Here is a 26,289-nt window from a genome sequence, read left to right as displayed (position 1 = left end):
TGTTTCAATTCTAACTGAATCGATTATTCTTCATCGTCATTCAGCGGAACAATCAACATATCAACATGAACAGTATTAATCAACTGACGCGCTGATGACATCAATTTGCTCCAGAAGTCTTGGTGATGACCACAAACCACTAAGTCCATGTCATACTTTTTAATTGCATCGACTAGAACTTGGCCTAAATCACCACTACCACTCAGTGTTTCTTGGATCTCATAACCTGCACCAGCAGAAAGATCCTTTAGCGAATTACGCGTTTCATCCGTGATACGTTGTTGCATGTCGCCCAAATTCACATCGATAAGACCGGTGTAGAGATCTGAGTAGTTCACATCAACATGGATCATGGATACTTTAGCCCCGTAAGGTTTCGCCATAGAAACCGCTTTATCCAGTAACACCTTACTTTCAGGTGATAAATCTACCGCTACGAGAATATGTTTGTATGCCATAAAGTAAACTCCTTCCGAATGCTGATTTTATGATAAGTTAAGAGCCTATTCTGTTAGCCTCTTAACTCACCACATATCTTATAAGCTCTAAATAATTCGAATTCGAGATGCAGCTAGGCGACAGTGAAAGCGCCGCTAAGTGCATAGAAAACGATGTGACTGGCACAAATGAGCGTAGCCAACATACCTCAACGCAAAACACTGCAACTTCAAATACAACGAGTATAGTTAATATACCTGCATATCGTGATACCAATTGTCACGTCGATCACATCTGTGCAGATTAGCCACGTCAATCTTTAGCCGCATAACATTTTATAAAACAATAACATCATCTACTTAATATTAATATATAAACGAGAATGATGTGTGATATTTCGCAATCAATGCTTTGAATAATTCGAAGTGCAGCTAAGAACATCGATAACACTGTGATTAATGGGCTATCATACCTTAAAAGAGGCCCCTACAACTTGAAGTATAACCAGTACACCCGAAGTGCTAGCAAATTGTCCTTTTATTACACCTTTTCACCCAATATCACGTTCCAATCCACACCAATACAAACAAAAATCGTTTAAAAATGCTTCCTTTTGCACTTTTTTTAGGCAGCGTATTATCCTACAATGAATAATGAGCTTGATTGTCACTGTGTTTGCTTTATTTCCTTTGTTACAACAGCGCTGGCTGATATCTGAGGAGGTGAGTATGTTCAGTATGATTGCCTTGTTCTGGGCCTTATGCATTCTATGTATCATTAATATGATACGCTATTTTTCTTCGATCCGCGTTTTACTCTATATCCTACGGGATACCGACCCACTACTTTACCAATCTGTTGATGGTAATGGTTTTTTTACTACTCATGGGCAATTGAATAAACAACTAAAACTTGTACGTTACATTAACAATAAACAATATCTAGACCATTTTGATCCAGAGGTCATAGCGCGCTGTGAAAGGATCCGTAAACAATTTGTGCAAATTAGCCAACTAAGTTTACTTGTTGCCGTTAGCTTAATTTACTTACTTGTTACCGCTTAATGAAGTGGTAGAAGCCACTTTTCATCGACATTCTTGTTAAGACAAAAAAATAGTGATGAACTTATTCAGCTCATCACTATTATTGATTTTATTAGTCTTTTCAGTAAGAACGACTAAATCACCATCAATGCAATCCAGTACAAACCACCCGAAAGGATAATCGAGACAGGCAGAGTCAGTAGCCACGCTAGCGCGATGCTCTTAATTGTTTTGCTCTGTACACCACCGCCATCAACAACCATGGTACCTGCCACCGCAGATGACAAGACTTGAGTCGTGGAAACTGGCATACCAGTATAACTTGCCACACCGATTGATACCGCTGCCGTTACCTGTGCAGAAACCCCTTGTGCATAGGTCATGCCTTTCTTACCAATTTTCTCACCGATAGTGACAGCAACTCGCTTCCAACCAAACATGGTTCCGATAGACAGTGCTAATGCCACCGCAATAATGATCCATAACGGCGCATACTCAACCGTGTACAACAGGTCATTACTCAGCTTTTTCAGCAAACTGGCATCTTGTGAGCTCGTTTCAGGCAACTTCGCTACCGCATTCGCGGTATCAGAGATACACATCAATAAACGGCGCATATGGTTACGTTGGTCAGGCGTCAGTTCATCATAGTTTTGAATGCCATTTAGCATTTTTTGCGCTTGAGCCAGAACAATTGACGTACGTGAACTATCGCAATGGAATTCTTTACTGAGTTCATCTTCATCGACAATAGCTGGGGTATTTTCAATCGCGTGGTTTAGAGCCGGTTTATGTGTCTCATAGTATTGTTGTAAGTGGACAACGGCATCATGTGTTCTAGCGATATCATAACCGCTAGAGTTCATATTGACGACGAAGCCCGCAGGAGCAACACCTATTAACACAAGCATGATAAGACCAATACCTTTCTGGCCATCATTCGCACCATGGGAGAAACTTACGCCAACAGCGGAAAGGATCAACGCAGTACGAGTCCAGAATGGTGGCTTGCGCTTACCATCTTTTTTCTCCCGCTCTGCTGGCGTTAAGTGGATGCGACGACGTTTTTTAGTTCCACTCCAATAGCGGCGTAGAATAAAAATCATCAACCCAGCAATCACAAAACCAATAGCAGGAGAAAGGATAAGAGACATGAAAATGCTGATCATTTTAGGTATGTTCAACGCATCAACGATGGATGAATCTGTGACTATTGCGTTAGTTAAACCAACACCGATAATCGCCCCGATCAAGGTATGAGAACTTGATGCAGGGATACCAAAATACCAAGTTCCCAAGTTCCAAATGATTGCAGCTAACAATAGTGAGAACACCATTGCAAGGCCGTGAGCTGAGCTCACATTAAGCAAAAGATCTGTTGGTAGTAGGTGAACAATTGCGTAAGCAACGCTCAACCCTCCCAGCAGAACACCAAAGAAGTTAAACACACCCGCCATCACGACCGCAAACTGCGCCCGCATTGCACGAGTATAGATAACCGTAGCTACCGCATTCGCGGTATCATGAAAGCCATTTATAGCTTCATAGAACAGCACAAATAACAGTGCCAGAACTAACAATAAGCCAGTGTAAAATTCTAAACCTGTAAAAAGATGTAGCATAGACGTTAAGCCATTTTATGTTGGTCATGAACGCGGCGCATTATCAGTGACAAACGCTAGCGGTGGAAGCGAAATCTAACCTTTTTTTGATTTAACTACCAATCAAAAAAGTACAACATGATTATTATCCTATATTTATCAATATATTACATGATTTGTTTTTATTCTGATTTTTCGAAACTTTTTTATCAGAATTTCACTCAAATCTGAGTTAATTCATCTTTTTTGGCGAATTTCTCGGAAGCTGCCCACTTTTTTCGACAATCATTCTAAGCTAATTAATCGCATAAAGCCTTTAACCGAACAGCAAAAAACCAGCTCAAAAGTTCAGCAAAACCTAATTATAATATTGTATTCAAGACTTTTCATTGCCCGTGACATTACAATGATTGAAATATAACGTAAAATAGATACTCCCATCATGATTAGTATTTTAGAATCAAATATATATAGAGAATTTTTATTGTGAAAAATTATGACGTTATTATTCTTGGTGCAGGTGCTGCGGGACTATTTTGTGCCTCACTAGCAGGAAAACGCGGACTAAATACGCTTGTCTTGGATAACGGCAAAAAACTCGGCAGAAAAATTCTTATGTCAGGGGGAGGACGCTGTAATTTTACCAATATCTATGCTGATCACAGCAATTACCTTTCCGCAAACCCACATTTTTGTAAGTCAGCACTTGCTCGCTACACACAGTGGGATTTCATTGCCTTAGTCAACAAATACAACATTCCCTATCATGAAAAAACATTAGGTCAGCTGTTTTGCGATAATAGCGCTCAAGATATTGTGGATATGTTAGAAGCAGAATGTGATTTGCCAAATATCACGATTAAATTACGCAGTGAAGTAACCCGTGTAGAAAAAATAGATAACCGCTTTGTTATCACTTCAAATGGAAATGAAGTAAGTACACACTCACTTGTGGTTGCAACCGGAGGATTATCGATGCCGGGCCTTGGAGCAACACCTTTTGGCTATCGACTTGCGGAGCAGTTTGGCCACCATATTTTGCCGACTCGTGCCGCTCTAGTGCCTTTTACACTCCATAAGCCTTTGTTAGACCACCTGCAAGTTCTATCCGGTGTGTCTGTCGCAGCAACGGTCACAGCCGCAGATGGAACGTTGTTTAAAGAAAACATTCTGTTTACCCACCGTGGCCTATCTGGACCCGCCATTTTGCAAATCTCCAACTATTGGAACCCTGGTGAGTTTGTGAGTATTAACTTACTTCCTGAAACGTCTCTGACTGAATATTTGTCCGAAGAGCGCCAATCTCACCCCAACCAATCACTCAAAACCACACTGACTAAACTATTACCTAAGCGCCTAATTGAAATACTACAAGAGCTAGGGCAAATCCCTGAGTGCACACTCAAACAACTCAATCACCCACAGGTTGAAGCTCTGCATAACACACTCCATCAATGGCAAGTGCAACCAAATGGCACTGAAGGCTATCGTACAGCGGAAGTCACATTAGGAGGTGTTGATACACGCGAGATCTCGTCCAAAACGATGGAGTCGTTAAAAAGCAAAGGGCTGTATTTTATTGGTGAAGTGGTCGATGTGACCGGCTGGCTCGGGGGATATAACTTCCAGTGGGCATGGAGCTCTGCGTCTGCATGTGCAGAAAATCTCCCTTTTAAGGCCAATTAAAAAACGCTAACGATGTCCGGCTGTTATCTAAGCAGCCATTGTGAGCTTTACCTTATCAATAACAATAACCACAAAAAATATAAATTATTTTAATGTAATCTCTACATGTTAACGAATAATAGCCCTACTATTAATATGTATTGTTCAAAAATCTCGTTTTAGTGGAAAAAATTTAATCCATTGAAAAATAATGGATATTTTTAATTTTTATAGAAATCATATAATTGCGATTTTTATTATAAATTATATCTTTTTGATTAAAAAAAACACTTTACAAACGATAGTGATAACTATTATCATCAAATCACTCCCACGACATAGCTTACTCAGCTACTGTTTTGGCAGTACGACATTGCTCACATTGCTTCCAGTGTTTAGTTTAGCCAGCCTTGCGCTGGCTATTTTTTTGTCTTCTTTTTTATTCAAATTTTTTGGATCCTATGGTCAATCCTATCTACTTCTCTCTTTAGTCAAATTAGCTAAACTATTACCAACAAGTTTAGAGCTGACCCACACTGAGTTGGGTAGGCTTTTAAGGAGATGACACAATGATCTATTTACGTAAAGCAAATGACCGCGGCCATGCTAATCATGGCTGGCTAGATAGCTGGCATACTTTTTCGTTTGCTAATTACTATGATGAACAATTTATGGGCTTCTCAGCACTACGTGTCATCAATGAAGACTTTATTGATGCGGGTCAAGGCTTTGGTACCCACCCCCATAAAGATATGGAAATTTTAACTTATGTTCTTGAAGGCACCGTAGAACATAAAGATAGTATGGGTAATATGGAGCAAATACCTGCCGGTGAATTCCAAATCATGAGCGCAGGTACGGGTATACGTCACTCAGAATATAACCCTGATGATAAAAACCGTTTACACTTATATCAAATCTGGATTTTACCTGAAAAAACAGGTATCAAGCCTCGCTACGCACAAAAACGTTTTGATTCCGTAGGTGGTAAGCAATTAGTTCTATCGCCAGACGCAAGAGAAGGCTCATTAAAAGTCTATCAAGATATGACACTATGGCGCTGGGCATTGCCGAAAGATGAAACGCACACTTATGCAATTGCTGATAAGCGTGTTGTTTGGATCCAAGTCGTCAAAGGTGCAGTTGAAGTCAATGGTCAAACCGCAACCACCAGCGATGGCTTAGCGATTTGGCAAGAGAACCAATTGACGATCAAAGCAAGCGAAGGTAGTGAAATCTTACTGTTCGATTTACCTGCCGCTGATTAATGTTCCATCCATATCAAAAAGGCCCTCTATTGAGGGCCTCCGCGTTTTAAAACTCACCGCTAATTACAGCTTAGGACCGGCTTTAACCAGAGCCTCACCCGCTGGAGTGTCTGTATACTTATCAAAGTTTTTCACGAAACGATCAGCCAAATCTTTCGCTTTCTCATCCCATTGTGATTTATCTGCATAAGTATTGCGTGGGTCAAGAATATTAGTATCAACCCCCGGCAGCGCTGTCGGTACTTCCAAATCAAAGATCGGTAATTCAATAGTATCCGCTTTCTCGATGTCACCACTTAAGATCGAATCGATGATTGCACGCGTATCTTTGATTGAAATACGTTTACCAGTACCGTTCCAACCTGTGTTAACTAAATAAGCTTTAGCGCCAGCCGCTTCCATACGCTTCACTAATACTTCTGCATACTGTGTTGGGTGCAATGAAAGGAATGCAGCCCCAAAGCAAGCAGAGAACGTTGGTGTTGGCTCTGTAACACCGCGCTCAGTACCTGCTAATTTCGCAGTAAAACCAGATAGGAAGTGATATTGGGTTTGCTCTGGCGTCAAGCGAGAAACTGGAGGCAATACGCCAAATGCATCAGCAGTTAAGAAAATCACTTTTGTTGCATGGCCAGCTTTAGACACAGGTTTAACAATATTGTCGATATGATAGATAGGGTAAGAAACTCGTGTATTTTCTGTTTTTGAACCATCATCAAAATCAACACTACCATCAGCCAATACGGTGACGTTTTCTAACAACGCATCGCGCTTGATAGCGCCATAGATGTCTGGCTCAGCTTCTTTAGAAAGGTGGATCGTTTTCGCATAGCAGCCACCTTCAAAGTTAAACACGCCATCGTCATCCCAACCGTGCTCATCATCACCAATTAGCTTACGTTTTGGATCTGTCGATAGAGTCGTTTTACCTGTACCTGATAGGCCGAAGAAAATGGCAACATCGCCTTGCTCGCCCACGTTAGCCGAACAGTGCATAGATGCGATGCCTTTTAATGGCAGCAGGTAGTTCATCATAGAGAACATACCTTTCTTCATTTCACCGCCGTACCATGAACCACCAATTAACTGCATACGTTCAGTTAAGTTGAAAGCGACAAAGTTTTCTGAGTTCAAACCTTGCTCTTTCCAATTTGGGTTAGTGCATTTCGCTCCGTTCATCACAATGAAGTCTGGTTCAAAGCCGACCAATTCTGCATCAGTTGGACGAATAAACATGTTTTTAACGAAATGAGCCTGCCACGCCACTTCCGTGATAAAGCGTACTTTCAGGCGAGTATCTGCGTTTGCACCACAGAATGCATCAATGATAAATAAACGTTTGCCTGACAACTGTTCTGTGACTAAATGCTTTAACTCACTCCAAACTTTTTGAGTCATCGGTTTGTTATCATTTTTGCCTTTACCCTGATCAGCCCACCAGACAGTATCGCGAGTGACATCATCACGTACGATATATTTATCTTTTGGTGAACGACCGGTAAAAATACCAGTATCAACAGCAACGGCACCTAATGTTGTCACGGTACCACGCTCATAACCTTCTAATTCAGGTTTGGTTTCTTCCTTGAATAGCAGCTCATAACTAGGGTTATAAACAACTTCTGCTACATCATGAATGCCATACTGCTCGAGATCCTTCGGGGTCATACTTTTAGCGCTCATTATTATTGCTCCAGGTAATCATAATTAATCTACAGATGATCATAATTCTTTACGACTAATTAACAGCGATAGCTATCAAAGAATTGAAAATGTATAATTTTTTTTAATTCATTATGAGACTTAGAGCACGTAATAAGCCTTTAAAAATATATAAAAAGGGTGCAAAATTGCACCCTGATCACATAATTAGGTTGCTAAATCGTATCAGTGAAGTTGCTGATTTAGTTCCTTTTTTAACCCTTGAATATCAGATTCAATAAATATGTAGTGCGCGCCACAATATTCACACTCCATATCAATTTTTCCATCTTTTTGCAATATATCGGCAACATCTTCTTCTGATAAAGTGAGTAACGTACTTTCGCAACGTTCACGTGAGCAAGTACAACGGAACTCTACCGCTTGAGGATCATATAAGGTCACGTCTTCTTCATGATATAAACGATGCAAAACTTCTTTCACATCAAGCTCACTCAGCTCTTTACCTTTAATTGTGGCTGTCAATTGTACTAAGTGATCGAAAAATTCATGACTCGTTTCATCTGCCGCAGGTAAAACTTGTAATAACATGCCACCAGCAATCGCTTTTCCATTTTCTTCGCCTACACGAATGAATAGACGAGTTGGTAACTGCTCTGACTGCATAAAATAAGCGTCAATACACTCTTCAATGGTTTCACCCTCAATCGCTACGATCCCTTGATAACGCTCACCTTGAGTTGGTGTGATGGTAATGACCATATAGCCATTACCAACCATTTGTTTCAATGAGCTGCCTGCTACGACTGGACCATTGATCCGAGCAACACCTCGCATTTGCTGTAAATTATTACCATTGATAACCGCTAAATTCACAGGTCCATCACCTTGAATTTGCACAGTAATATCACCATCAAATTTTAATGTCGCCGTCAGCAAACTGGTTGCCACTAGCAATTCACCCAATAGCCCTTTCACAGCTTCAGGGTAATCGTGATTATCTAAGATCTGTTGAAAAGTATCGTCGACAGTAATCATTTCTCCACGCACAGCGTGCTGTTCAAACAGGAAGCGATGGAGTAAGTCTTGTTTAGCCATAATGTCTCTCTATTACGTTGGCTCCTTAGGAGGAGCCATGGGAATTCGTTTGTTTAAATTTTAGCAGGGTTCGACGCTCTTTTTTATCAGGTCGCCGTTCCGGATGAGGCATAGTTAATGCATTCATCTTCCGTGCTTGTGCGACTTTGTCGCGCTGCTCTAGGCTTTCTTGGGTTTCACGATACAGTAACTGTGCATCAGGAGCGCCTCGGCGCTGGCTACTTATCTCCAATACTTCGACAGTACGTTCATCATTTCCTTGCCTCAGCCTAATCAGTGCATTTAGCTCAACTATCTTACCGGGTTTGGTTCTTTGCCCGTTATAATGAACTTTTCCACCATCAATCATATCGCGAGCAATCGAACGAGTTTTATAAAAGCGCGCTGCCCATAGCCATTTATCAAGGCGAACCGGTTCTGTTGATGTTTGTTTCATGATGTTACCTCACTGTAAATCATCAAAATGAGGCTGCCACCATTCGAAAATTAACTTTGATTGGAGGGATTGCCTGCCTCGAAGCACTTATCGTAATACTGTTGAATATTACGCAAGCGCCTTTTATTGTTTATGACACGAGATACAACTAAAGTACCATTCAGTATCACAACGATAGCAAGAAAAAGTGCAAATAAGGAATTACTGACATATTGAGACATTACTGCGTCACTTGGCTTACTATGAAGCGTAATGTGCAATGTGCCGTTTGCATCAGTGGATAATTGGGTAACAATACCTTCAACATCGAATGGAGTATTCACCAGCAAGCCAGCTATTCGTTTCAGCTCCAACCAACGTTGTAAGGGAGTCAAATCATTAAAGACGCTCCCTACGATAGAATCTACTAATGCTTTATTTTCATCACTAATGAATAACACCCCCCCAGGAGGAGGACTATTCAATTTAGCGGCCTCTTTTTCAACTTCGCCTTTGATAAATTCATATGTGGTGGCTTCAACGAGCTTTTCCAAGGCCTCTGCACTTCCTGCGCGTAATAAAACATGCGCACCACTCAATTTACCTGTAGAGGCCTTCGCAACCAATGCGTCCCAATCATCGGTACTACCTAAATTAATTAACGCATTTTTTAATTTTGGACAGGCCTTTTCTTCGTAGCATAATTCATTGGTTTTCAATATGATCTCAGAGAAATCAAAAATAATATTCATGCCTGACTTCATGATATCGCGTTGCAATCGAGGGTTAACGCCAACACCGCTTTTTTCAGGATGTAATTGACTTTGTACTGCATTTAATAAATTTGTCGCACGCTCTACAATCACCGATTCCGGATCAGGAGACAAGCTCATATTGTTCCAATAAATACCTGAGCAATCAAAAGGCGCAAATTGTGCTTGATTTGAATCAGAGAAATTAGGTGGCCGATAGCACATTCCAACGCCTTTGGCCATTAAGCTATCGCCGATTTTTAATTGATGTGTTTCCAATTCAGTGACATTGGTGACTTTTACGGTTTCAGCACCGTCTAGCCACGCAACCCCTAATTTAATAGGTAAACTCATTGATTGATAAGAAAACATTAAAATCAAAACTAATAACCCTGTTGCGAGTATTACAAGGTTTTTTTTATATCGGCGATACGGGTAATAACGTTCCTCTTCATGTAATGAGAGAAACTGCCCATAACGCAAAACATGCCCTGATGAGTACATGTCTATATTGGTCGCTTTATTCAATTCACGCTGAATATACGGCTCCCAATGAGGGGGGTAATAAAGATCGGTACCACCGATAGAAACTGTTGATGATTGCCTTTTATCCAATTCGCCATACAATTCCCACCGTTTAGGCTGCCCAAATACACATTGCACATCTTGTAAGGACTGGGGAAATACACGAACGCGGAATAAAGCCAATAACCCAATAATTAAACAAATAAACGCACCAATAAAACCCCATGACTGCAAGAAAGGAAGCGCTAATAACGCTAAGTACCCTAATAAAAAACTCAAGCAAATAAAAAGCGTGCCAACCCAGCTTGATGAATGATTTAAGCGATGCTCTTCGACGGTTTCTTGGCGCACACGTAAAACCTGTACATTTGGCTCGCCACGTTCATGAATCGCAGCTTCCGGTGCCGTTCTTTCACTGACTTCATCCCCAGACCATTCATCATTAAAATCCTTCAATGAAAAACCATTCAAAGAAATAATAAGTGGTAGATGATTTGTATCAACCAACTCCATCACGTTTTGTTGCTGTAAATAAGGTTCGAGCTGTGAAGGAAGCTTAACTTCAAGGGTATCGATAAAATAACGCCAGCTATCCGTTTTTTCTTGGCGCAAATTAAAACGCGTGACTGAATTACAAACCGTTGCGATGACTGGATTCTTTTTTAATTGCCACCGTGATTGTTCAACATTTAGGGAAGAAGACAAATTAGAGCGCAGATATTGTGAAATTGTTTGGTAGTCGGAGTCAATCATCTTTCGAAAAGAGGGCTCAGCCTGAGAAGGGATCTGATAGACACCAGAATTCCGCCCCCGTCTGAAATACAGAAAGGAAGCCATTATAGTTAGGCTAATAATTAATATAGCCGTTATAATGACGTAATTAAGCATCTTTGCCCCAATGAAATAATATCAAGAAAAGCATAGCAATCACTACGCTGCCCCTAAATAAGCCAATTCCTATTCTATTTCTAATTTTTATCTTAATTTACAATACGTTGTAATTGAAAAAATTTATTTATTAATCTGTGCTATTTTTATACGCTTTCAAGCCACCAAAATATGTAAAACTGTTTACAAAGTTGTTTCAACACTCATGGTTTAATATCGAAAATGCAGATACTCGTTTGCTTTACGCCACAGCCCTTTAATACGCTAACCACGCAATGATTACTCACGTATTTCGAGTATCGCACTCTCTATTTACCACACTCAACACACAACTTGAAGCTTCGCAAGTATAACGACTGAATTTTATTAGCCCTATAATCTCTATCAATTTTTTTTGAGATGGGTCATAGTGATGTGAGCCATAACAACTTGCAGTATAAAAAGTGACATTTTTTTGTCTCTATTATTTTTTATTCATCTACCCTATTCGGGGATCATTATGACAGAGCTTAAAAAGCCAAAAATTCTGAGTATTCAGGACGTTGCTCATTCAAAACTATTCAGTATTCAATCTGTTAACCTCGAGTTTAGCAACGGTGAAAAACGCATTTATGAAAGAATGCGCCCAGGGAAACGGGAAGCCGTTCTTATCGTTCCGATCATCAATGACAGTGTGATCCTCATTCGTGAATATGCTGTCGGTATTGAAGACTATGAACTCGGGTTCCCTAAAGGTGCCATCGACCCTGGTGAAACACCAATAGAAGCAGCACAACGTGAACTAAAAGAAGAAATAGGCTTTGGTGCCAACCAAATCAAGCAGGTAGCGAAACTCACTATGTCGCCCTCTTACTTTTCGAGTAAAATGAATATTCTGATTGCAGATGATCTCTATAGTGAGAAATTAGAAGGTGATGAGCCAGAACCGCTGCAACAAGTCAGATGGCCCATTGCTCGTATGATGGAATTACTTGAACACCCTGATTTTAATGAAGCACGTAATATCAGTGCACTATTTTACCTTGAACGCTTTTTAAAACATCGCGTTTAAATGTTTTACCTCTAAAAATAAATAGGAAAATCAATCACGATTTTCCTATTTAACTCATATCAATAATGCTCCCTTGCAAAGAGAGAATTAAAACAGTTCTTGGCTCCCACCGCCCTCTTCAAAGATGGTCGTGCCCACTTCTTGAACTACATGCTCTTTAGGCTCCGTTCCCTCAATAAAGTACTCTTTACGAGAGCTGCCTAGTTTGCCTGTGCGGTTATCAATAGATACTGAAATTACCCCTTTAGGTGGCTTCATCATCGTTACAGGCACCCCCTCAAGGATAGACTTCATAAAATCATCCCACATAGGTTGAGCACTCTTAGCGCCTGCTTCACCACCGCTAGCGGCGGTACGGCCTAACGAACGTCTATTATCATCAAAACCGATCCACGCTGATGCAACAACATCTGGGCCATAACCTGAGAACCATGCATCTTTTGAGCTGTTAGTGGTTCCCGTTTTACCACCAATATCACGGCGCCCCCCCAAATCTCTCGCTGCACGCCAGCCCGTTCCTGACCAACCCGGCTCACCGTATATATTGGTCATCATTGCATCTCGGATCAAGAAAGCCAATGGCGTGCTGATCACATGAGGTGCATACTTATCGTCTGCTGTTACCTCTTCGGGCGTGGCTGATGCCATTTCCATTGTTGGCTCTTGTTGTACCGTATTATCATCTGATTGAGTGACTTCTTCCGTCGACTCATCATCAACACCTTTCAACGCGATGGTACGCTCAGTATTACCGTAAATAACTGGAATATCAGTACAATCAGGGCAAGCAATTCTTGGCTGAGCTTCAAACAATACCTTACCATCAACATCTTCGATTTTTTGAATATAGAAAGGGTCAACAAGATAGCCACCATTCACCATTACTGCATACCCTCTTACCATCTGCATTGGTGTGAAAGAAGGCGCACCAAGGGCTAAAGCTTCTGTGCGATTAATATTCTCAGCAGGGAAACCAAAACGCGTTAAATAATCAGCGGCATAATCAACTCCCATTGCGCGCATTGCACGCACCATCACGACGTTCTTCGATTGGCCTAAACCTTGCCTTAAGCGAATTGGCCCATCATAGCGAGGTGGTGAGTTTTTAGGGCGCCAATCTGAACCCGCCCCTGCATCCCAACGGCTAATCGGCACGTCATTCAGTAATGAAGAAAGTGTTAGCCCTTTATCCATCGCCGCTGTGTATAAGAATGGTTTGATGTTTGAACCCACTTGGCGTAACGATTGAGTGACTCGATTAAACTCACTCATGTTGAAATCAAAACCACCTACCAACGCAATAATTGCGCCATTATTTGGATTCAATGCGACGAAAGCACCGTTTACATCAGGTACTTGTCCTAACCACCAACTGTCTTTTACCTTGCGGATCCAAATTTGCTCCCCAGCTTTGATAACCGCATTTACTTTATTTGGCGTTGCGCCTTGCTGAGTATCAGAGATAAATTTACGTGCCCAACGGACACCCGCTAACGTAATTTTTTCCGTTGAACCATCCGCCAATTGAACAGTAGCTTCACTGTCCGTAGCTGAAAGCACAACAGCGGGCAGCAGCGGGCCATAAACAGGGGATTTTTTCAGTTTTTCAATAATCTGTTCGCTAGTCCATGCCGTTTCCGGCGCACTCCACAACACTTCTGTAGGGCCACGATAGCCGTGGCGAACATCATAATCGATCAAATTATTACGTACTGCATCTGTCGCAGCAAGTTGGTCTTTACGAATAACCGTGGTGTAAACCTTATAGCCATCGGTATAAGCATCTTCACCATGTTGTTCGTAAAGTGTTTGACGAGCCATTTCTGCTAAATAAGGCGCTGAAAAATCAATTTTTGGCGCATGATATGACGCCTCAATTTTTTCACTTTTCGCTTGCTCATATTGATCTTGAGTGATGTATTTTTCTTCTAACATTCTCCCAAGCACCACATTACGACGGTTAACTGCACGCTCATAAGAATACAATGGGTTAAATGTTGAAGGGGCTTTTGGTAAGCCAGCAATCATCGCGATTTCACTGAGGGTTAACTCATTGACCGTTTTACCAAAGTACACATAAGCCGCAGCACCTACACCGTAAGCTCGGTTACCTAAATAGATCTTATTGAGATACAACTCCATAATCTCATCTTTGGTAAACAATTGCTCAATTCTCACCGCAAGAAACGCTTCTTTTGCTTTACGCATCAAGGTTTTTTCTGGACTCAAATAGAAGTTTCTTGCTAGTTGCTGGGTGATAGTACTCGCCCCTTGGGATGCATGCCCTGATGACGCCATTACCGTGACCGCACGAAAAATACCAATAGGGTCAATACCATGGTGCTCATAAAAGCGGCTATCTTCAGTGGCAATAAATGCCTTGATCATAAGGGGTGGAATATCAGCTAATGGCAATGGTATACGGCGCTTTTCGCCATACTGTGCGATCAACTCTCCATCTGCACTGAAAACCTGCATTGGCGTTTGTAAGCGGATGTCTTTCATTGTCGCAACGTCAGGCAGCTCACCTTCGACATACTTGTACATGCCAAAAATCGAAGCTGTTCCCAAAAAAATGCAACAAATAACAATAATGAAAAAATATTTTACGAACTTCACCGGATAATTCCCATGCTCAACAGACAGGAGGGTTTAGATATATATGGCGCGTAGTATAAAGCTTATACAGCTCAATAGAAATCGTAATTTAACGGTTAATAATAAGGATATTATCTATGTATTCACAACTCTGGCATGTTGGGATCGACCTTTGCCAAACAACAATACAGCTTGTGGCAGCACGGCGGAGCCGTAAACATTGGCATCTATGTGAATGTTGGCAACACCCTATTCCAAACCAAATTTCCGACCTATCTGAAAATAAAAAACGCGCTATCCTACTGGATATATTAGTACAATGGCGTCGGAAATTACCGAAAAATTGTCAAGTTTCTATCGCATTTCCCTCGTTAAGAACGATAAAACAACAAATAACGTTACCTGAACAACTCACATTACAACAGCCTGAATTGGGTTGGTATTTACGTGCCCAAGCAGAAAAATTGTTTCCATTGAGCATAGAAGAACTCACAATTGATTATAGAGTGATCAACCGCAGCGCCTATTTAAATGGCGTTCGCCGCTCTGAAATCTTGTTTTGGCAAGAGTTGTTTCAAAATAGTGGTTTTATACTAACCGCAATTGATGTTGCACCATGTGTTTTACGTTATCTTGCCCGCTTAGCGGGGCTGCCCGATGAAAGCTGGTTAGTGCATTATCGGCAAGGTGAATGGTTATGGTCGGGCCCAATAAGCCAACCGGCAAACTACAATCAAATCCAAGATAGCGATATTACCACCCTCAATCAATTACTCCCTCTTCTCACTGAAACCAATACATCTCAACCGCACCCAGTGTATTACATTGGCGACGACCATCAGTCACAAGCCAAACATTCATGGAATCTACTACAAGCATTTCAGCGATACTCTATTAAACTCCCTCATCAACTGGGTGACTATGTAATTGCAGCTGGCTTAGCGCTACGCCAAAAAGACAATGAAGGCGATAAATATGTATCAGGTTAATTTTTTGCCTTGGCGGCATCAGCGAATTACCCGCCGAAAATGGCAGTGTTTGATAATACTGATCATGCAAAGTAGCTGCGCCTTACTGATGATGATCTATTGCTATTTCCAGCAACAATCACAGCAGCAATATCTGCAAACCACTAAAACACAACTTGAACAACAACTCATGCTTAATCAGCAACAAATAGATACGATTAAACAGCAACAAGCCCAGCTGGAGCTGTGGCTTAGCCATCAACAAAGGCTCGATGAAGACTCACAAAATAATTTACGGCAACTGGATATTCTTAAACAATTATCCGTAATTACCCCAACAAAGAGTTGGCTAACCCATGTCGTTCTTACCAATAAACATTTAAACATCACCGCATATAGCTATGATTTTCAAGATATAAGCCAATTAATAAATCAAATAGAAAACAATCCTCTGTTGCATCAAACACAACTCATCAAAATGGGTAAGACACGCCAAGTGAATTACTTACATGTCAGTGCAAACATCTCGGAGGAAGGGCATGAACAGTAACACTTCTGCCTTTTGGTATCGTCCTTTGTGGCAACGGCTCTTGCCTACGAGTGTGGCTATGATACTTATTTTATTCACTTATTTTTATTTCTATTGGCAACCAATTGCACTTCAATTAGCCAAGCTAGAGCATGAGATACACGATCTCGACGCTCAATCACAATATATGCAAATCACACATCAACAATTACCCTCTCTTGAACTACTGAATTCGCAAATAGTCGCACTAAAACACAAGGTGAATTCATCTCAGCGAGATCCAAGTGAATTTATCACTCATTTACAGCAAACCGTTACCCGTACAAATGTTGTTCTTAATCGATTACAACCCTCAACAAATACAGAAACTCAGAAAAAAAGTTATACAATTGAAGTTCAAGGGGATTACCCTCAACTTTATCGTTTTATTCATGCTCTAATATCACCACCAACTCATCAAATAGGGTTGCTCTCCGGAGCCAGTTTCACACCACATAATGGCCAATTAGCAGCTACTCTAACTATTTCATTTATCACGGATGATAAAAATAATGCGCAATAAATTATTTTTTGTAGTTATTGGTATTTTAACGATTTCATTTAACGCTAGTTCACAGGCGTTACGCGACCCATTTATTCCTCAGTTAATAGAAACTAATCATGAAGTTTTATCCCAACAGCCCCCTTCCGTAACACCACCTCCAGAAAACCTATTTACTGAAAAAATTTTTACGTTGACCTCAATTAACGCTAAAGATGCCCTTGAGCAATTAAACCAAGTAGGCAATGCGCTGTTATCTAAAGAGGGCAGCGCCACCAGCCATTTAGCAACTAACAGCTTAGTGATTAAGGAAACCAAAAACCGATTACAACTTATCGGTGAGTGGTTAAAACAATTAGATATTCCTAAACAGCAAGTTCAGATAACCGCACACATTATCAGTAGTAGCCGAACAGCACTTCAAGAACTGGGGTTAGAGTGGGGTATGTTATCTGGAAGCCCAAATAATAGTCGTTATCAACGTTATAATCGTTATGACGCAGTTTCTGTGGCAGGGCAATTCAATTTTAATCTACTCAGGCTCGGAGAAGGCTTACTCGAACTCAAACTGAATGCATTAGAAAAAGAAAACTTACTGTCAATTATTGCTAGCCCTCGACTAGTCGCATCTCATAAACACCCAGCCAGTATTCAGCAAGGAACTGAAATTCCTTATGTAACCAGCACAGAAAAGAAAACACATGTTCAATTTAAAGATGCGGTATTAGGAATGGAGGTAACACCCACAATTTCACGAAGTGACCACATTGAGCTATTACTGAAAATTAGCCATAACTCACCAGATAAGGCGCTTACGGCAAGTGATAACCACTACTTAGCGATCAACAAGCAAGAAATAGTCACTTCAGTAACCATTCGAAATAATGAAACCTTGATACTTGGAGGCATTTTCCAACAAAAGCAAGAAAGCACCGAATCAGGTTTACCTATTCTTTCTGAGATCCCTTTTCTAGGTAGATTATTTACACATACAGGTAAACATATTGACCGTAGGGTTCTTATGGTTTTTATTACACCTAAGCTGATCAATATTTAGCACCAAACAATAACCAATATATTTCAATGTATTACAGAAACATAAAAGGAATATGAAGCCTAAAATTTATTTTTTATGTCATAAACCTACCGGATAAATTTGACGCTGGCGTCGTTTTAGCATACAAGGTTATCCATTGAGTGTTCTAACTATCGGTAGATTAAAGAACAAGCTATCAGCCGCTTATTAAATAGCCGCAATTAATTTGCTCTATAAATTAGCAGGTACTCTGCATCTTTGACATCAGGGTAATTCTGCTAAAACTCATTGTTGAACAAAACGTTAGGCAACATAGACGGCATAATTATAGAAACCAGTAACACCAAATGAGGCACTTTGTTCGCTCAGTGCCTCATTTATATAGTTGCAATTCAGGTTGATGTATTGAGATAATTTTCTTATCTGATCTCACTTATCACTCATGAGGTTTCAGTTTAGGTCCCGTCGCTAATTTGATTGGCGGGGCGGGTTATCATTAACGAATAATCGTAGTAATACCAAAAAACATGGCAGAGAAACGCAATATCTTTCTGGTTGGACCGATGGGTGCCGGCAAAAGCACTATTGGTCGTCAATTGGCTCAACAGCTTAATATGGAGTTTTTCGACTCTGATCACGAGATTGAAAAACGCACTGGCGCAGATGTAGGCTGGGTCTTTGACCTAGAAGGCGAAGAAGGCTTTCGCGATCGCGAAGAAAAAATCATCAATGAGCTTACCGAAAAACAAGGCATCGTATTGGCAACGGGTGGCGGTTCAGTAAAATCGAAAGAAACCCGAAATCGCCTATCCGCTCGTGGTGTTGTTGTGTATCTTGAGACCACTATCGAGAAACAATTATCTCGTACTCAACGCGATAAAAAACGTCCATTATTACAAGTGGATGAGCCAGCTCGCGAGGTTCTTGAGAAATTGGCATCTGAACGCAACCCTATGTATGAAGAGATTGCTGACATTACAATCCATACAGATGAGCAAAGTGCCAAAGTTGTCGCTAGCCAAATCATTGAGCTGTTAGAAAAAAACTAACTCAACCCAGTAATGGCACAAGGTAAAGCAAGATGGAAAAAGTCACTGTTACTTTGGAAGAACGTAGTTATCCAATCACTATTGCTTCAGGTCTTTATAACCAGTCAGATGCATTTTGGCCACTGAAGTCAGGTCAGCGTGCGATGGTGGTGACCAATGAAACACTCGCGCCTATCTATTTAGATAAAGTTACCCGAGTACTTGAAGCATTAGGTGTCTCAGTAGATTCCATCATATTACCTGATGGTGAACAATATAAATCATTGTTTATTATGAATGATGTGTTCACTGCCTTACTGGAAAAACGTCATAGTCGCGATACGACCCTTATTGCTTTAGGCGGTGGGGTTATCGGCGATCTAACAGGATTTGCTGCGGCAAGTTATCAGCGTGGGGTACGCTTTATCCAAGTTCCTACCACGTTGCTTTCGCAAGTAGATTCCTCTGTTGGTGGTAAAACCGCAGTTAACCACCCACTAGGCAAAAATATGATCGGGGCATTTTATCAACCCGCCTCTGTTATTATCGACCTTGATTGCCTAAAAACACTGCCTAAACGTGAACTATCATCAGGTCTTGCCGAAGTGATTAAATACGGCATTATTCTTGATGGTGAGTTTTTTAGCTGGTTAGAAAGCCATATTGATGCGCTCATGGCATTGGATAACCAAGCAATGGCTTACTGTATCCGTCGTTGCTGTGAACTCAAAGCACAAGTCGTCGCTGCTGATGAGAAAGAAACCAGTGGGTTAAGAGCGCTACTGAACCTTGGCCACACCTTTGGTCATGCTATTGAAGCACATATGGGTTACGGTGTTTGGTTACATGGTGAAGCCGTCGCTGCGGGTATGGTTATGGCAGCTAAAACCGCAGAAGGTATTGGTACCTTTACCTCAGCTCAAACACAGCGCATCATTGCCCTATTAGAACGTGCTGATTTACCTGTTACAGGGCCAAAACAAATGACCGCCGATGACTATTTACCTCATATGATGAGAGATAAAAAAGTCATGGGAGGCAAATTACATTTGATCTTACCTACCGCTATCGGTCATGCAGAAATGCGCTCAGACATAGAGTCGCAAACTGTATTGAATGCGATATCTTCCTGCTTACCATGAAAATCTGAATCTGATTGTATAATTTACCGCCAGAAACAGCGAATAACGTCTCTAAAACCGAGGGTTTTAAAATGTTTCTGGCAGATATGTCTTAAAGTCGTTAAATTATGCCATATATCTAAAGTTTCAGGTTACAACACTAACTCAAACACTTAGACTTTTAACTATGTGTTAGCTATTTCGTATATCATATGAAAAACGGGATGACGAAAACTATCCTTTGCAGGATTGCAGGTATACACTACTAGCTAGTAAGCAGCCGTAATACAGAGACACATTTATCTCGATTACAAAGCAATATATTTTTGGGAGGGCAAAATGGACGAATTTAAACCAGATAATCAGCCTCAAGCACAAAATGATCTACGGCCAGATACATCCGACCGACCAACAGGTCGTAGCCGTCAACAATCATCATCGGCAAAGCCTAAGCTGACGTTATCACGCCAGCACATTATGATTGGTGTCGGTGTATTGGTACTGTTATTGTTGATTATTGCCATTAGCTCAGCCTTAAAAGCACCAACTGAACATGAAAAGCAGCAAATTGATAGTTCTGACTCAAGTGGACGTAATATCGATCTGTCAGGTTCTTCCTCATTGAGTAATAGTTCACAGCAAGGTCAAACCCAAGAAATCAACATGCCGCCAGTGAGTCCAACTCCAACTCAGAGCGAACCACAACAGCAGCAAAATAATTATGGTGAACGGATAGAAATCCCAGGTGATGTTGCAGATGCATTGAACCAAGGCCAATCAATTAACCAAGGTTCAACAAATAATACGCAAACACAAAATATTGCTCCACCGCCAATTACTCAGACGCCATCTGTGCAAAACCCACAGACAACGCCAGTAAAACCAGAAAAAGTTCCAACAAAACCTGTTGAAACCAAACAACCGGCACAACCAAAACAGCCGGCGAAAACCGCCACCGCAGGCAATAGCCAAAGTGGTAACTTAATGTCTGCACCAGCAGGGAACTATACATTACAATTAAGCAGTGCAAGCCGCTCTGACACATTAGAAGCTTTCGCTAAACAACATAAACTGACGAACTATAAAGTTTATAAAACAATCCGCAATGGGAAAACTTGGTATGTATTAATCCATGGTAATTATCGCTCAGTGAATGAAGCAAAAAGTGCAATTTCCACTTTACCTGCTGATATCCAAGCGAAAAAGCCATGGGTAAGAAATATGAAACAAGTTCAACAGGATCAAAAATAATAACGTTTTATAGCGGGCGCACTATGCTGTCCTGACAGAGTACTCAATTTTACTCTAAACGTTTGTAACAATAAGACGGCATGAAAAAAACACGCGCTTTTTTGAAATGGGCCGGCGGCAAATACCCACTAGTGGAGGATATCAAAAAACATCTTCCACAAGGGGATTGTCTGATCGAGCCCTTTGTAGGAGCTGGTTCTGTTTTCCTAAACACCAGCTATGACGCTTACGTCCTAGCTGACATCAACAGTGACCTAATCAACCTCTACAATACTGTAAAATATCGCACAGACTCATTTATTGGGGAGGTGCGCGAGATCTTTACGCCTGAATTTAATACCGCTGAGCAGTATTACTTAAAACGTGAAGAATTTAATCGTTCCATAGATCCTATCAAGCGTAGCGTATTATTTTTATATTTAAATCGCCATTGCTACAACGGTCTATGTCGCTACAACTCACGCGGTGAATTTAACGTGCCATTTGGCCGCTATAAAAAACCTTACTTCCCAGAAGAAGAACTATTGTGGTTTGCAGACAAAGCACAAAAGGCAACCTTTATCACCCAACATTATGAAAGTACTCTTTTATCTGCGGAATCAGGATCAGTGATTTATTGTGACCCGCCTTATGCACCACTTTCCGAGACGGCAAACTTCACTGCGTATCATACCAATGCTTTTAGTGCACAAGAACAAAGAAACTTAGCTCAGTTAGCCCACTATTTGTCTTCAGATCGCAAAATTCCCGTTCTGATTTCAAATCATGACACACCCGCAACTCGTGAATGGTATCATCAAGCTAAATTACACATAGTCAAAGTGCGTCGTACTATCAGCCGGAATATACTTAACCGAAATAAAGTAAATGAACTGCTAGCGTTGTATAATGGTGAGCCAACCCTCAATCTGCCAAAACAAATTGTGAAAACAACTGCTAAGCACTTCTCGCCCGGCGTGAAATGACTCTCAGGTAACATTTAAATAATCGGAGACAATAATGAAAGATTTTCTCATTGCCCCATCTATTTTATCTGCAGATTTTGCCCGTTTAGGTGAAGACACCGCAAAAGTACTGGCCGCAGGTGCTGATATCGTACACTTTGATGTTATGGATAACCATTATGTCCCTAATCTCACATTTGGCGCGCCTATTTGTAAAGCACTACGTGACTATGGCATCACAGCTCCTATTGATGTTCACCTGATGGTCAAACCCGTTGACAGAATTATTCCTGATTTTGCTAAAGCAGGTGCTAGTCATATCAGCTTCCATGTTGAAGCGAGTGAACATGTCGATAGAACATTACAGCTGATAAAAGAACATGGCTGTACTGCTGGACTCGTATTTAACCCTGCCACTCCACTGAGTCATTTAGAGTATGTTATGGACAAAGTGGACATGATCTTACTGATGTCAGTGAACCCTGGATTTGGTGGGCAATCTTTTATTCCACAGACCCTCACTAAATTGCGCCAAGTCCGTAAAATGATCGATGAGAGCGGCTATGATATTCGTTTGGAAATCGATGGCGGTGTTAAAATCGACAACATTGCGGAAATTGCCGCTGCTGGTGCAGACACCTTTGTTGCAGGATCTGCCATTTTTGGTCAGCCCGATTACAAAGCCGTCATTGATCAAATGCGTAAGGAATTACAAAAGGTATCTCAATGACACAGCCGAGTTTAGAAAACATTAAAGCAATTGCATTTGATTTAGATGGTACTCTGGTTGACAGTGCAGGTGGATTAGCCGAAGCACTGGATAACGCCTTAGTAGAGCAAGGTTTTTCGCCCGCAGGCAAAGAGCGCGTTTCCATTTGGGTAGGTAATGGTGCTGATGTCATGATTGACCGCGCATTAACATGGGCGGGAGCAACCATCACACCTGAGCTTCATCAGGCAACGCGCCACAGCTTTGATAAGTTCTATGCAACATCAGTCACAACAGGTAGTGAGCTGTTTCCTGAAGTGAAAGAAACCCTCGAAAAACTGTCACAACATGGTTTACCTATGGCGATTGTGACCAACAAACCGACTCCTTTTATCGCACCACTTCTCAAAAAGCTGGCTATCGACAGCTATTTTTCACTGGTGCTTGGTGGCGATGATGTAAAAGAGAAGAAACCTCATCCAGCCCCGTTGTATCTAACAATGGGTAAGTTTGGTTTACGAAAAGAGGAATTGCTTTTTGTTGGTGATTCCCGTAATGATATTATCGCTGCACAAAGTGCACAGTGCCCTTGTGTTGGCCTAACCTATGGTTATAACTATGGCGAATCTATCGCACTAAGTGAGCCTGACTGTGTATTAACACACTTTTCAGATATCCTGCCTAGCATTGGCTTATCTGATACAAAATAACGAAAGGATATAAAAAGAAATGAGTGAACCCACTGCAACACAAAAGCCATCCCAAAAACCTATCGTATTCAGCGGCGCGCAGCCTTCCGGTGAATTAACCATCGGTAACTACATGGGTGCGCTGCGTCAGTGGGTACAGATGCAAGATGATTACGATTGCATCTACTGTATCGTTGACCAACATGCCATCACAGTTCGTCAAGATCCCGACGAACTACGTAAAAGAACTCTCGATACATTAGCACTTTATCTTGCTTGCGGCATCGATCACCAAAAAAGTACTATATTTGTCCAATCCCATGTTCCACAACATGCACAACTGAGCTGGGCACTGAATTGCTATACCTACTTTGGCGAATTAAGCCGCATGACTCAGTTTAAAGACAAATCAGCGCGTCATTCAGAAAATATCAACGCCGGTCTATTTGATTATCCTGTATTAATGGTGGCAGATATCTTGCTATACCAAACCAACAAAGTTCCTGTTGGGATTGACCAAAAACAGCATCTTGAATTAAGCCGCGATGTAGCCCAACGTTTTAACGCGATTTATGGGGATATCTTCACCGTACCAGATCCGTTTATTCCAACAGGTGGCGGCGCTCGCGTAATGGCATTACAAGATCCAACAAAGAAAATGTCTAAGTCGGATGAAAACCGCAATAACCTGATCGCTCTACTTGAAGATCCAAAAGGTGCAGCGAAGAAAATTAAACGTGCCATGACAGATTCAGAAGAGCCACCTCGTGTTATTTATGATATTGAAAATAAACCTGGGGTATCAAACCTGTTAGATATTCTGTCAGGCATTACAGGTAAAAGCATCCCTGAGCTGGAAACTGAATTTGCAGGCCAGATGTACGGTCATCTAAAAGGTGCCGTTGCTGAAGCCGTGGCAGGGATGTTGACGACCTTGCAAGAGCGTTACCACCACTTCCGTAATGATGAAGCTTTACTCAATAAAATCATGGATGAAGGTGCAACCAAAGCAGCAGCTCGTGCGCAAGAAACACTGGATAAAGTATATCAAGCCATCGGTTTTGTTAAACGCCCTTAATCGATACAATAAATTTATGGTCGCTAACTAAACGTTGTTGGCGACCTTTTACTGTAGAAAACGAGTTTCCAGTTCAGTCTGAGTATAAAGCACTGTTCGCTGTATCTGCTCAATATCCTTTACGCCACCTAATTGCATATTAATCCTAAGCTCTTTATTCAGATGCTCTATCACTGAATTGACCCCCTCTGCACCACCTAAATGCAAACCATATAAAATCGGCCTTCCTACTGCAACGATATCCGCCCCACTAGCGAGCGCTTTGAATACATGAGAACCACGGCGCACCCCACTATCGAATATAATTGGTACCCGTTTATTAACCATTTTTGCAATTGCAGGTAGCATATCAAATGAAGCTGGACCGCTATCTAACTGGCGACCACCATGGTTTGAAACCCAAATAGCATCAGCGCCAGCCTTAATAGCATGATGCGCATCGACAGGCGATTGGATCCCTTTAACAATCACAGGCAATCCTGAAAGCTGTTTAACATATTGAATATCAGAAAAAACTAATGCTTGTTTAGCTTCGACTAAAACTTCACTTGGCGTCAGCTGCTGTTTACCCCGCTGATATTTTTCAAATGCTTCTAAGTTGGCAAATTTTCCAGGATAGTTAAAATTATTACGCACATCATCTTCACGATAACCTGCAACTGTCGAATCTACCGTCAAAATGATCGCTTTAGCTCCATTTTGTTTTGCATAATTCAGTATAAACGCATTAAATTCAGTGTTTTTATTGAGATAAAACTGGAAAAAAAACGGGTTTTCTCCTGCAACCTTGGCCACTTCTTCAATCGTTTTATTGCTATAAGTACTTAATGAGAAAATAGACCCCGCCTTCGCCATACCTTTGGCGCTAGCCAGTTCACCATCTTGATGAGCTAACCCTTGAGCGGCCATAGGAGATTGAATAATAGGTGTTTTTAAAGGGATCCCGAACAGTTGTGTTGATAAGTCAATATCCGAAGTTTCAATATTTTGCATGACTCGAGGCAAAATAAATTTTTGATTAAAGCTGCGCCTATTGTTTTCCAAAACCAGTTCATCTTCAGCACCACCACGAATATATCCAAAAGCACCTTTATCCATGTTTTTTGATACCTCGTCAGCCAACTCATACAAATTAATAATATTTAATGGTTTTTCTTGTGTACTAGCTTGAGTCATTTCCCCATATGCATTGCCAACGAAAAACAGTGAAGCTAATAAAGGGGCAACTAATTTTTTCATTCAATTCTCCTGTAATTTATAGAAATAATATAAATACACTCAAAACAATTCGAGTTGCAGGTAGGTGACAAGCGAAGGTAGATGAGGAGCATAGATAAACACTTTGATTCAGCTAACTAAGCGTAGTCATTTATACCTTAATGAAAAGCTCT

Annotated in this window: 23 protein-coding genes; 15 read left to right on the top strand and 8 right to left on the bottom strand. The window is 41.1% G+C overall.

Going from position 1 to position 26,289, the window contains the following annotated elements; genetic code table 11:
* Positions 1-23 precede the first annotated feature (23 nt).
* Complete coding sequence (uspA, locus tag M1E96_RS00485) at positions 24-458, bottom strand: universal stress protein UspA (protein ID WP_070927539.1); 435 nt, start codon at positions 456-458, stop codon at positions 24-26.
* 708 nt (positions 459-1,166) lie between these two features.
* Between uspA and uspB the strand changes: the two genes are divergently transcribed.
* Positions 1,167-1,502, top strand: a complete 336-nt coding sequence (gene uspB, locus M1E96_RS00480; RefSeq protein WP_070927568.1) for a universal stress protein UspB — start codon at positions 1,167-1,169, stop codon at positions 1,500-1,502.
* A 113-nt stretch (positions 1,503-1,615) separates the two neighbouring features.
* Here the strand turns inward: uspB and pitA are convergent, their stop codons facing one another.
* Positions 1,616-3,103, bottom strand: coding sequence for an inorganic phosphate transporter PitA (gene pitA, locus M1E96_RS00475; RefSeq protein ID WP_272580620.1), 1,488 nt, complete (start codon positions 3,101-3,103; stop codon positions 1,616-1,618).
* Positions 3,104-3,568: 465 nt separating this feature from the next.
* On the opposite strand from pitA, the gene M1E96_RS00470 reads away from it, so the two are divergent.
* Together M1E96_RS00470 and M1E96_RS00465 are read left to right on the top strand one after the other, a co-directional pair.
* The gene (locus M1E96_RS00470) at positions 3,569-4,768 is read left to right on the top strand and encodes an NAD(P)/FAD-dependent oxidoreductase (protein ID WP_272580621.1); all 1,200 of its coding nucleotides are present in this window, start codon (positions 3,569-3,571) and stop codon (positions 4,766-4,768) included.
* A 548-nt stretch (positions 4,769-5,316) separates the two neighbouring features.
* Positions 5,317-6,015: a pirin family protein gene (locus M1E96_RS00465; protein ID WP_369097134.1), complete on the top strand. Its 699-nt coding sequence runs from the start codon at positions 5,317-5,319 to the stop codon at positions 6,013-6,015.
* 63 nt (positions 6,016-6,078) lie between these two features.
* Here M1E96_RS00465 and pckA read toward each other — a convergent pair whose 3' ends face one another.
* The 4 genes from pckA to M1E96_RS00445 form a co-directional block, all read right to left on the bottom strand.
* Positions 6,079-7,698 carry a phosphoenolpyruvate carboxykinase (ATP) gene (gene pckA / locus M1E96_RS00460; protein WP_070927531.1) on the bottom strand — a complete coding sequence of 540 codons (1,620 nt, stop codon included), beginning with the start codon at positions 7,696-7,698 and terminating at the stop codon, positions 6,079-6,081.
* Between the two features lie 204 nt (positions 7,699-7,902).
* Positions 7,903-8,775 carry an Hsp33 family molecular chaperone HslO gene (hslO, locus tag M1E96_RS00455; protein WP_070927529.1) on the bottom strand — a complete coding sequence of 291 codons (873 nt, stop codon included), beginning with the start codon at positions 8,773-8,775 and terminating at the stop codon, positions 7,903-7,905.
* 25 nt (positions 8,776-8,800) lie between these two features.
* Complete coding sequence (hslR, locus tag M1E96_RS00450; protein ID WP_070927527.1) at positions 8,801-9,211, bottom strand: ribosome-associated heat shock protein Hsp15; 411 nt, start codon at positions 9,209-9,211, stop codon at positions 8,801-8,803.
* 50 nt (positions 9,212-9,261) lie between these two features.
* A complete protein-coding gene (locus M1E96_RS00445) occupies positions 9,262-11,355 on the bottom strand; it encodes an IgaA/UmoB family intracellular growth attenuator (protein ID WP_369427324.1) in 2,094 nt (697 codons plus the stop codon).
* A gap of 499 nt (positions 11,356-11,854) precedes the next feature.
* Here M1E96_RS00445 and nudE point away from each other — a divergent pair, with 499 nt between their 5' ends.
* Positions 11,855-12,406: an ADP compounds hydrolase NudE gene (nudE, locus tag M1E96_RS00440; RefSeq protein WP_070927523.1), complete on the top strand. Its 552-nt coding sequence runs from the start codon at positions 11,855-11,857 to the stop codon at positions 12,404-12,406.
* Between the two features lie 87 nt (positions 12,407-12,493).
* On the opposite strand, the gene mrcA is transcribed toward nudE, so the two are convergent.
* Entirely contained in the window at positions 12,494-15,025 is a 2,532-nt protein-coding gene (mrcA, locus tag M1E96_RS00435) for a peptidoglycan glycosyltransferase/peptidoglycan DD-transpeptidase MrcA (RefSeq protein ID WP_272580625.1), read from the bottom strand.
* Positions 15,026-15,141: 116 nt separating this feature from the next.
* On the opposite strand from mrcA, the gene pilM reads away from it, so the two are divergent.
* The 11 genes from pilM to trpS all read left to right on the top strand — a co-directional run bounded on the left by pilM (position 15,142) and on the right by trpS (position 24,898).
* The gene (gene pilM, locus M1E96_RS00430) at positions 15,142-15,993 is read left to right on the top strand and encodes a pilus assembly protein PilM (RefSeq protein ID WP_140182486.1); all 852 of its coding nucleotides are present in this window, start codon (positions 15,142-15,144) and stop codon (positions 15,991-15,993) included.
* On the top strand, positions 15,980-16,522 hold the full coding sequence (locus tag M1E96_RS00425) for a PilN domain-containing protein (protein ID WP_070927517.1): 543 nt from the start codon (positions 15,980-15,982) through the stop codon (positions 16,520-16,522). Before pilM ends, M1E96_RS00425 begins: the two co-directional genes overlap by 14 nt.
* Positions 16,512-17,063: a hypothetical protein gene (locus M1E96_RS00420; protein ID WP_337979694.1), complete on the top strand. Its 552-nt coding sequence runs from the start codon at positions 16,512-16,514 to the stop codon at positions 17,061-17,063. The genes M1E96_RS00425 and M1E96_RS00420 overlap by 11 nt, the downstream gene beginning before the upstream one ends.
* Positions 17,053-18,099, top strand: a complete 1,047-nt coding sequence (locus M1E96_RS00415) for a secretin N-terminal domain-containing protein (RefSeq protein ID WP_272580629.1) — start codon at positions 17,053-17,055, stop codon at positions 18,097-18,099. The genes M1E96_RS00420 and M1E96_RS00415 overlap by 11 nt, the downstream gene beginning before the upstream one ends.
* 506 nt (positions 18,100-18,605) lie before the next feature.
* The gene (gene aroK, locus M1E96_RS00410; RefSeq protein WP_070927511.1) at positions 18,606-19,127 is read left to right on the top strand and encodes a shikimate kinase AroK; all 522 of its coding nucleotides are present in this window, start codon (positions 18,606-18,608) and stop codon (positions 19,125-19,127) included.
* Between the two features lie 32 nt (positions 19,128-19,159).
* A complete protein-coding gene (aroB, locus tag M1E96_RS00405) occupies positions 19,160-20,248 on the top strand; it encodes a 3-dehydroquinate synthase (protein ID WP_272580630.1) in 1,089 nt (362 codons plus the stop codon).
* A 318-nt stretch (positions 20,249-20,566) separates the two neighbouring features.
* Positions 20,567-21,478: an SPOR domain-containing protein gene (locus M1E96_RS00400; protein WP_272580631.1), complete on the top strand. Its 912-nt coding sequence runs from the start codon at positions 20,567-20,569 to the stop codon at positions 21,476-21,478.
* An 80-nt stretch (positions 21,479-21,558) separates the two neighbouring features.
* Positions 21,559-22,443 (top strand): adenine-specific DNA-methyltransferase, encoded by an 885-nt coding sequence (gene dam / locus M1E96_RS00395; RefSeq protein WP_140187129.1) that lies wholly within the window; start codon positions 21,559-21,561, stop codon positions 22,441-22,443.
* A 34-nt stretch (positions 22,444-22,477) separates the two neighbouring features.
* Positions 22,478-23,152, top strand: a complete 675-nt coding sequence (rpe, locus tag M1E96_RS00390; RefSeq protein WP_070927505.1) for a ribulose-phosphate 3-epimerase — start codon at positions 22,478-22,480, stop codon at positions 23,150-23,152.
* A complete protein-coding gene (locus M1E96_RS00385; RefSeq protein WP_070927503.1) occupies positions 23,149-23,841 on the top strand; it encodes a phosphoglycolate phosphatase in 693 nt (230 codons plus the stop codon). The genes rpe and M1E96_RS00385 overlap by 4 nt, the downstream gene beginning before the upstream one ends.
* Positions 23,842-23,860: 19 nt before the next feature.
* Positions 23,861-24,898: a tryptophan--tRNA ligase gene (trpS, locus tag M1E96_RS00380; RefSeq protein WP_272580633.1), complete on the top strand. Its 1,038-nt coding sequence runs from the start codon at positions 23,861-23,863 to the stop codon at positions 24,896-24,898.
* A gap of 48 nt (positions 24,899-24,946) precedes the next feature.
* Here trpS and M1E96_RS00375 read toward each other — a convergent pair whose 3' ends face one another.
* Entirely contained in the window at positions 24,947-26,137 is a 1,191-nt protein-coding gene (locus M1E96_RS00375; RefSeq protein ID WP_272580634.1) for a lactate oxidase, read from the bottom strand.
* Between the last annotated feature and the right edge of the window lie 152 nt (positions 26,138-26,289).

This window comes from Providencia sp. PROV236 (assembly GCF_033676985.1).
Lineage (GTDB): Bacteria > Pseudomonadota > Gammaproteobacteria > Enterobacterales > Enterobacteriaceae > Providencia > Providencia manganoxydans.
The sequence above is the reverse complement of the archived record's forward strand: the minus strand, read 5'-3'. Positions and strand labels throughout refer to the sequence as shown.

What these genes read in the sequence shown, in the direction of transcription:
- uspA (WP_070927539.1), bottom strand. Translation starts at nt 458, where the DNA reads ATGGCATACAAACATATTCTCGTAGCGGTAGATTTATCACCTGAAAGT.
- uspB (WP_070927568.1), top strand. Translation starts at nt 1,167, where the DNA reads ATGTTCAGTATGATTGCCTTGTTCTGGGCCTTATGCATTCTATGTATC.
- pitA (WP_272580620.1), bottom strand. Translation starts at nt 3,103, where the DNA reads ATGCTACATCTTTTTACAGGTTTAGAATTTTACACTGGCTTATTGTTA.
- M1E96_RS00465 (WP_369097134.1), top strand. Translation starts at nt 5,317, where the DNA reads ATGATCTATTTACGTAAAGCAAATGACCGCGGCCATGCTAATCATGGC.
- pckA (WP_070927531.1), bottom strand. Translation starts at nt 7,698, where the DNA reads ATGAGCGCTAAAAGTATGACCCCGAAGGATCTCGAGCAGTATGGCATT.
- hslO (WP_070927529.1), bottom strand. Translation starts at nt 8,775, where the DNA reads ATGGCTAAACAAGACTTACTCCATCGCTTCCTGTTTGAACAGCACGCT.
- hslR (WP_070927527.1), bottom strand. Translation starts at nt 9,211, where the DNA reads ATGAAACAAACATCAACAGAACCGGTTCGCCTTGATAAATGGCTATGG.
- M1E96_RS00445 (WP_369427324.1), bottom strand. Translation starts at nt 11,355, where the DNA reads ATGCTTAATTACGTCATTATAACGGCTATATTAATTATTAGCCTAACT.
- nudE (WP_070927523.1), top strand. Translation starts at nt 11,855, where the DNA reads ATGACAGAGCTTAAAAAGCCAAAAATTCTGAGTATTCAGGACGTTGCT.
- pilM (WP_140182486.1), top strand. Translation starts at nt 15,142, where the DNA reads ATGTATTCACAACTCTGGCATGTTGGGATCGACCTTTGCCAAACAACA.
- M1E96_RS00425 (WP_070927517.1), top strand. Translation starts at nt 15,980, where the DNA reads ATGTATCAGGTTAATTTTTTGCCTTGGCGGCATCAGCGAATTACCCGC.
- M1E96_RS00420 (WP_337979694.1), top strand. Translation starts at nt 16,512, where the DNA reads ATGAACAGTAACACTTCTGCCTTTTGGTATCGTCCTTTGTGGCAACGG.
- M1E96_RS00415 (WP_272580629.1), top strand. Translation starts at nt 17,053, where the DNA reads ATGCGCAATAAATTATTTTTTGTAGTTATTGGTATTTTAACGATTTCA.
- aroK (WP_070927511.1), top strand. Translation starts at nt 18,606, where the DNA reads ATGGCAGAGAAACGCAATATCTTTCTGGTTGGACCGATGGGTGCCGGC.
- aroB (WP_272580630.1), top strand. Translation starts at nt 19,160, where the DNA reads ATGGAAAAAGTCACTGTTACTTTGGAAGAACGTAGTTATCCAATCACT.
- M1E96_RS00400 (WP_272580631.1), top strand. Translation starts at nt 20,567, where the DNA reads ATGGACGAATTTAAACCAGATAATCAGCCTCAAGCACAAAATGATCTA.
- dam (WP_140187129.1), top strand. Translation starts at nt 21,559, where the DNA reads ATGAAAAAAACACGCGCTTTTTTGAAATGGGCCGGCGGCAAATACCCA.
- rpe (WP_070927505.1), top strand. Translation starts at nt 22,478, where the DNA reads ATGAAAGATTTTCTCATTGCCCCATCTATTTTATCTGCAGATTTTGCC.
- M1E96_RS00385 (WP_070927503.1), top strand. Translation starts at nt 23,149, where the DNA reads ATGACACAGCCGAGTTTAGAAAACATTAAAGCAATTGCATTTGATTTA.
- trpS (WP_272580633.1), top strand. Translation starts at nt 23,861, where the DNA reads ATGAGTGAACCCACTGCAACACAAAAGCCATCCCAAAAACCTATCGTA.
- M1E96_RS00375 (WP_272580634.1), bottom strand. Translation starts at nt 26,137, where the DNA reads ATGAAAAAATTAGTTGCCCCTTTATTAGCTTCACTGTTTTTCGTTGGC.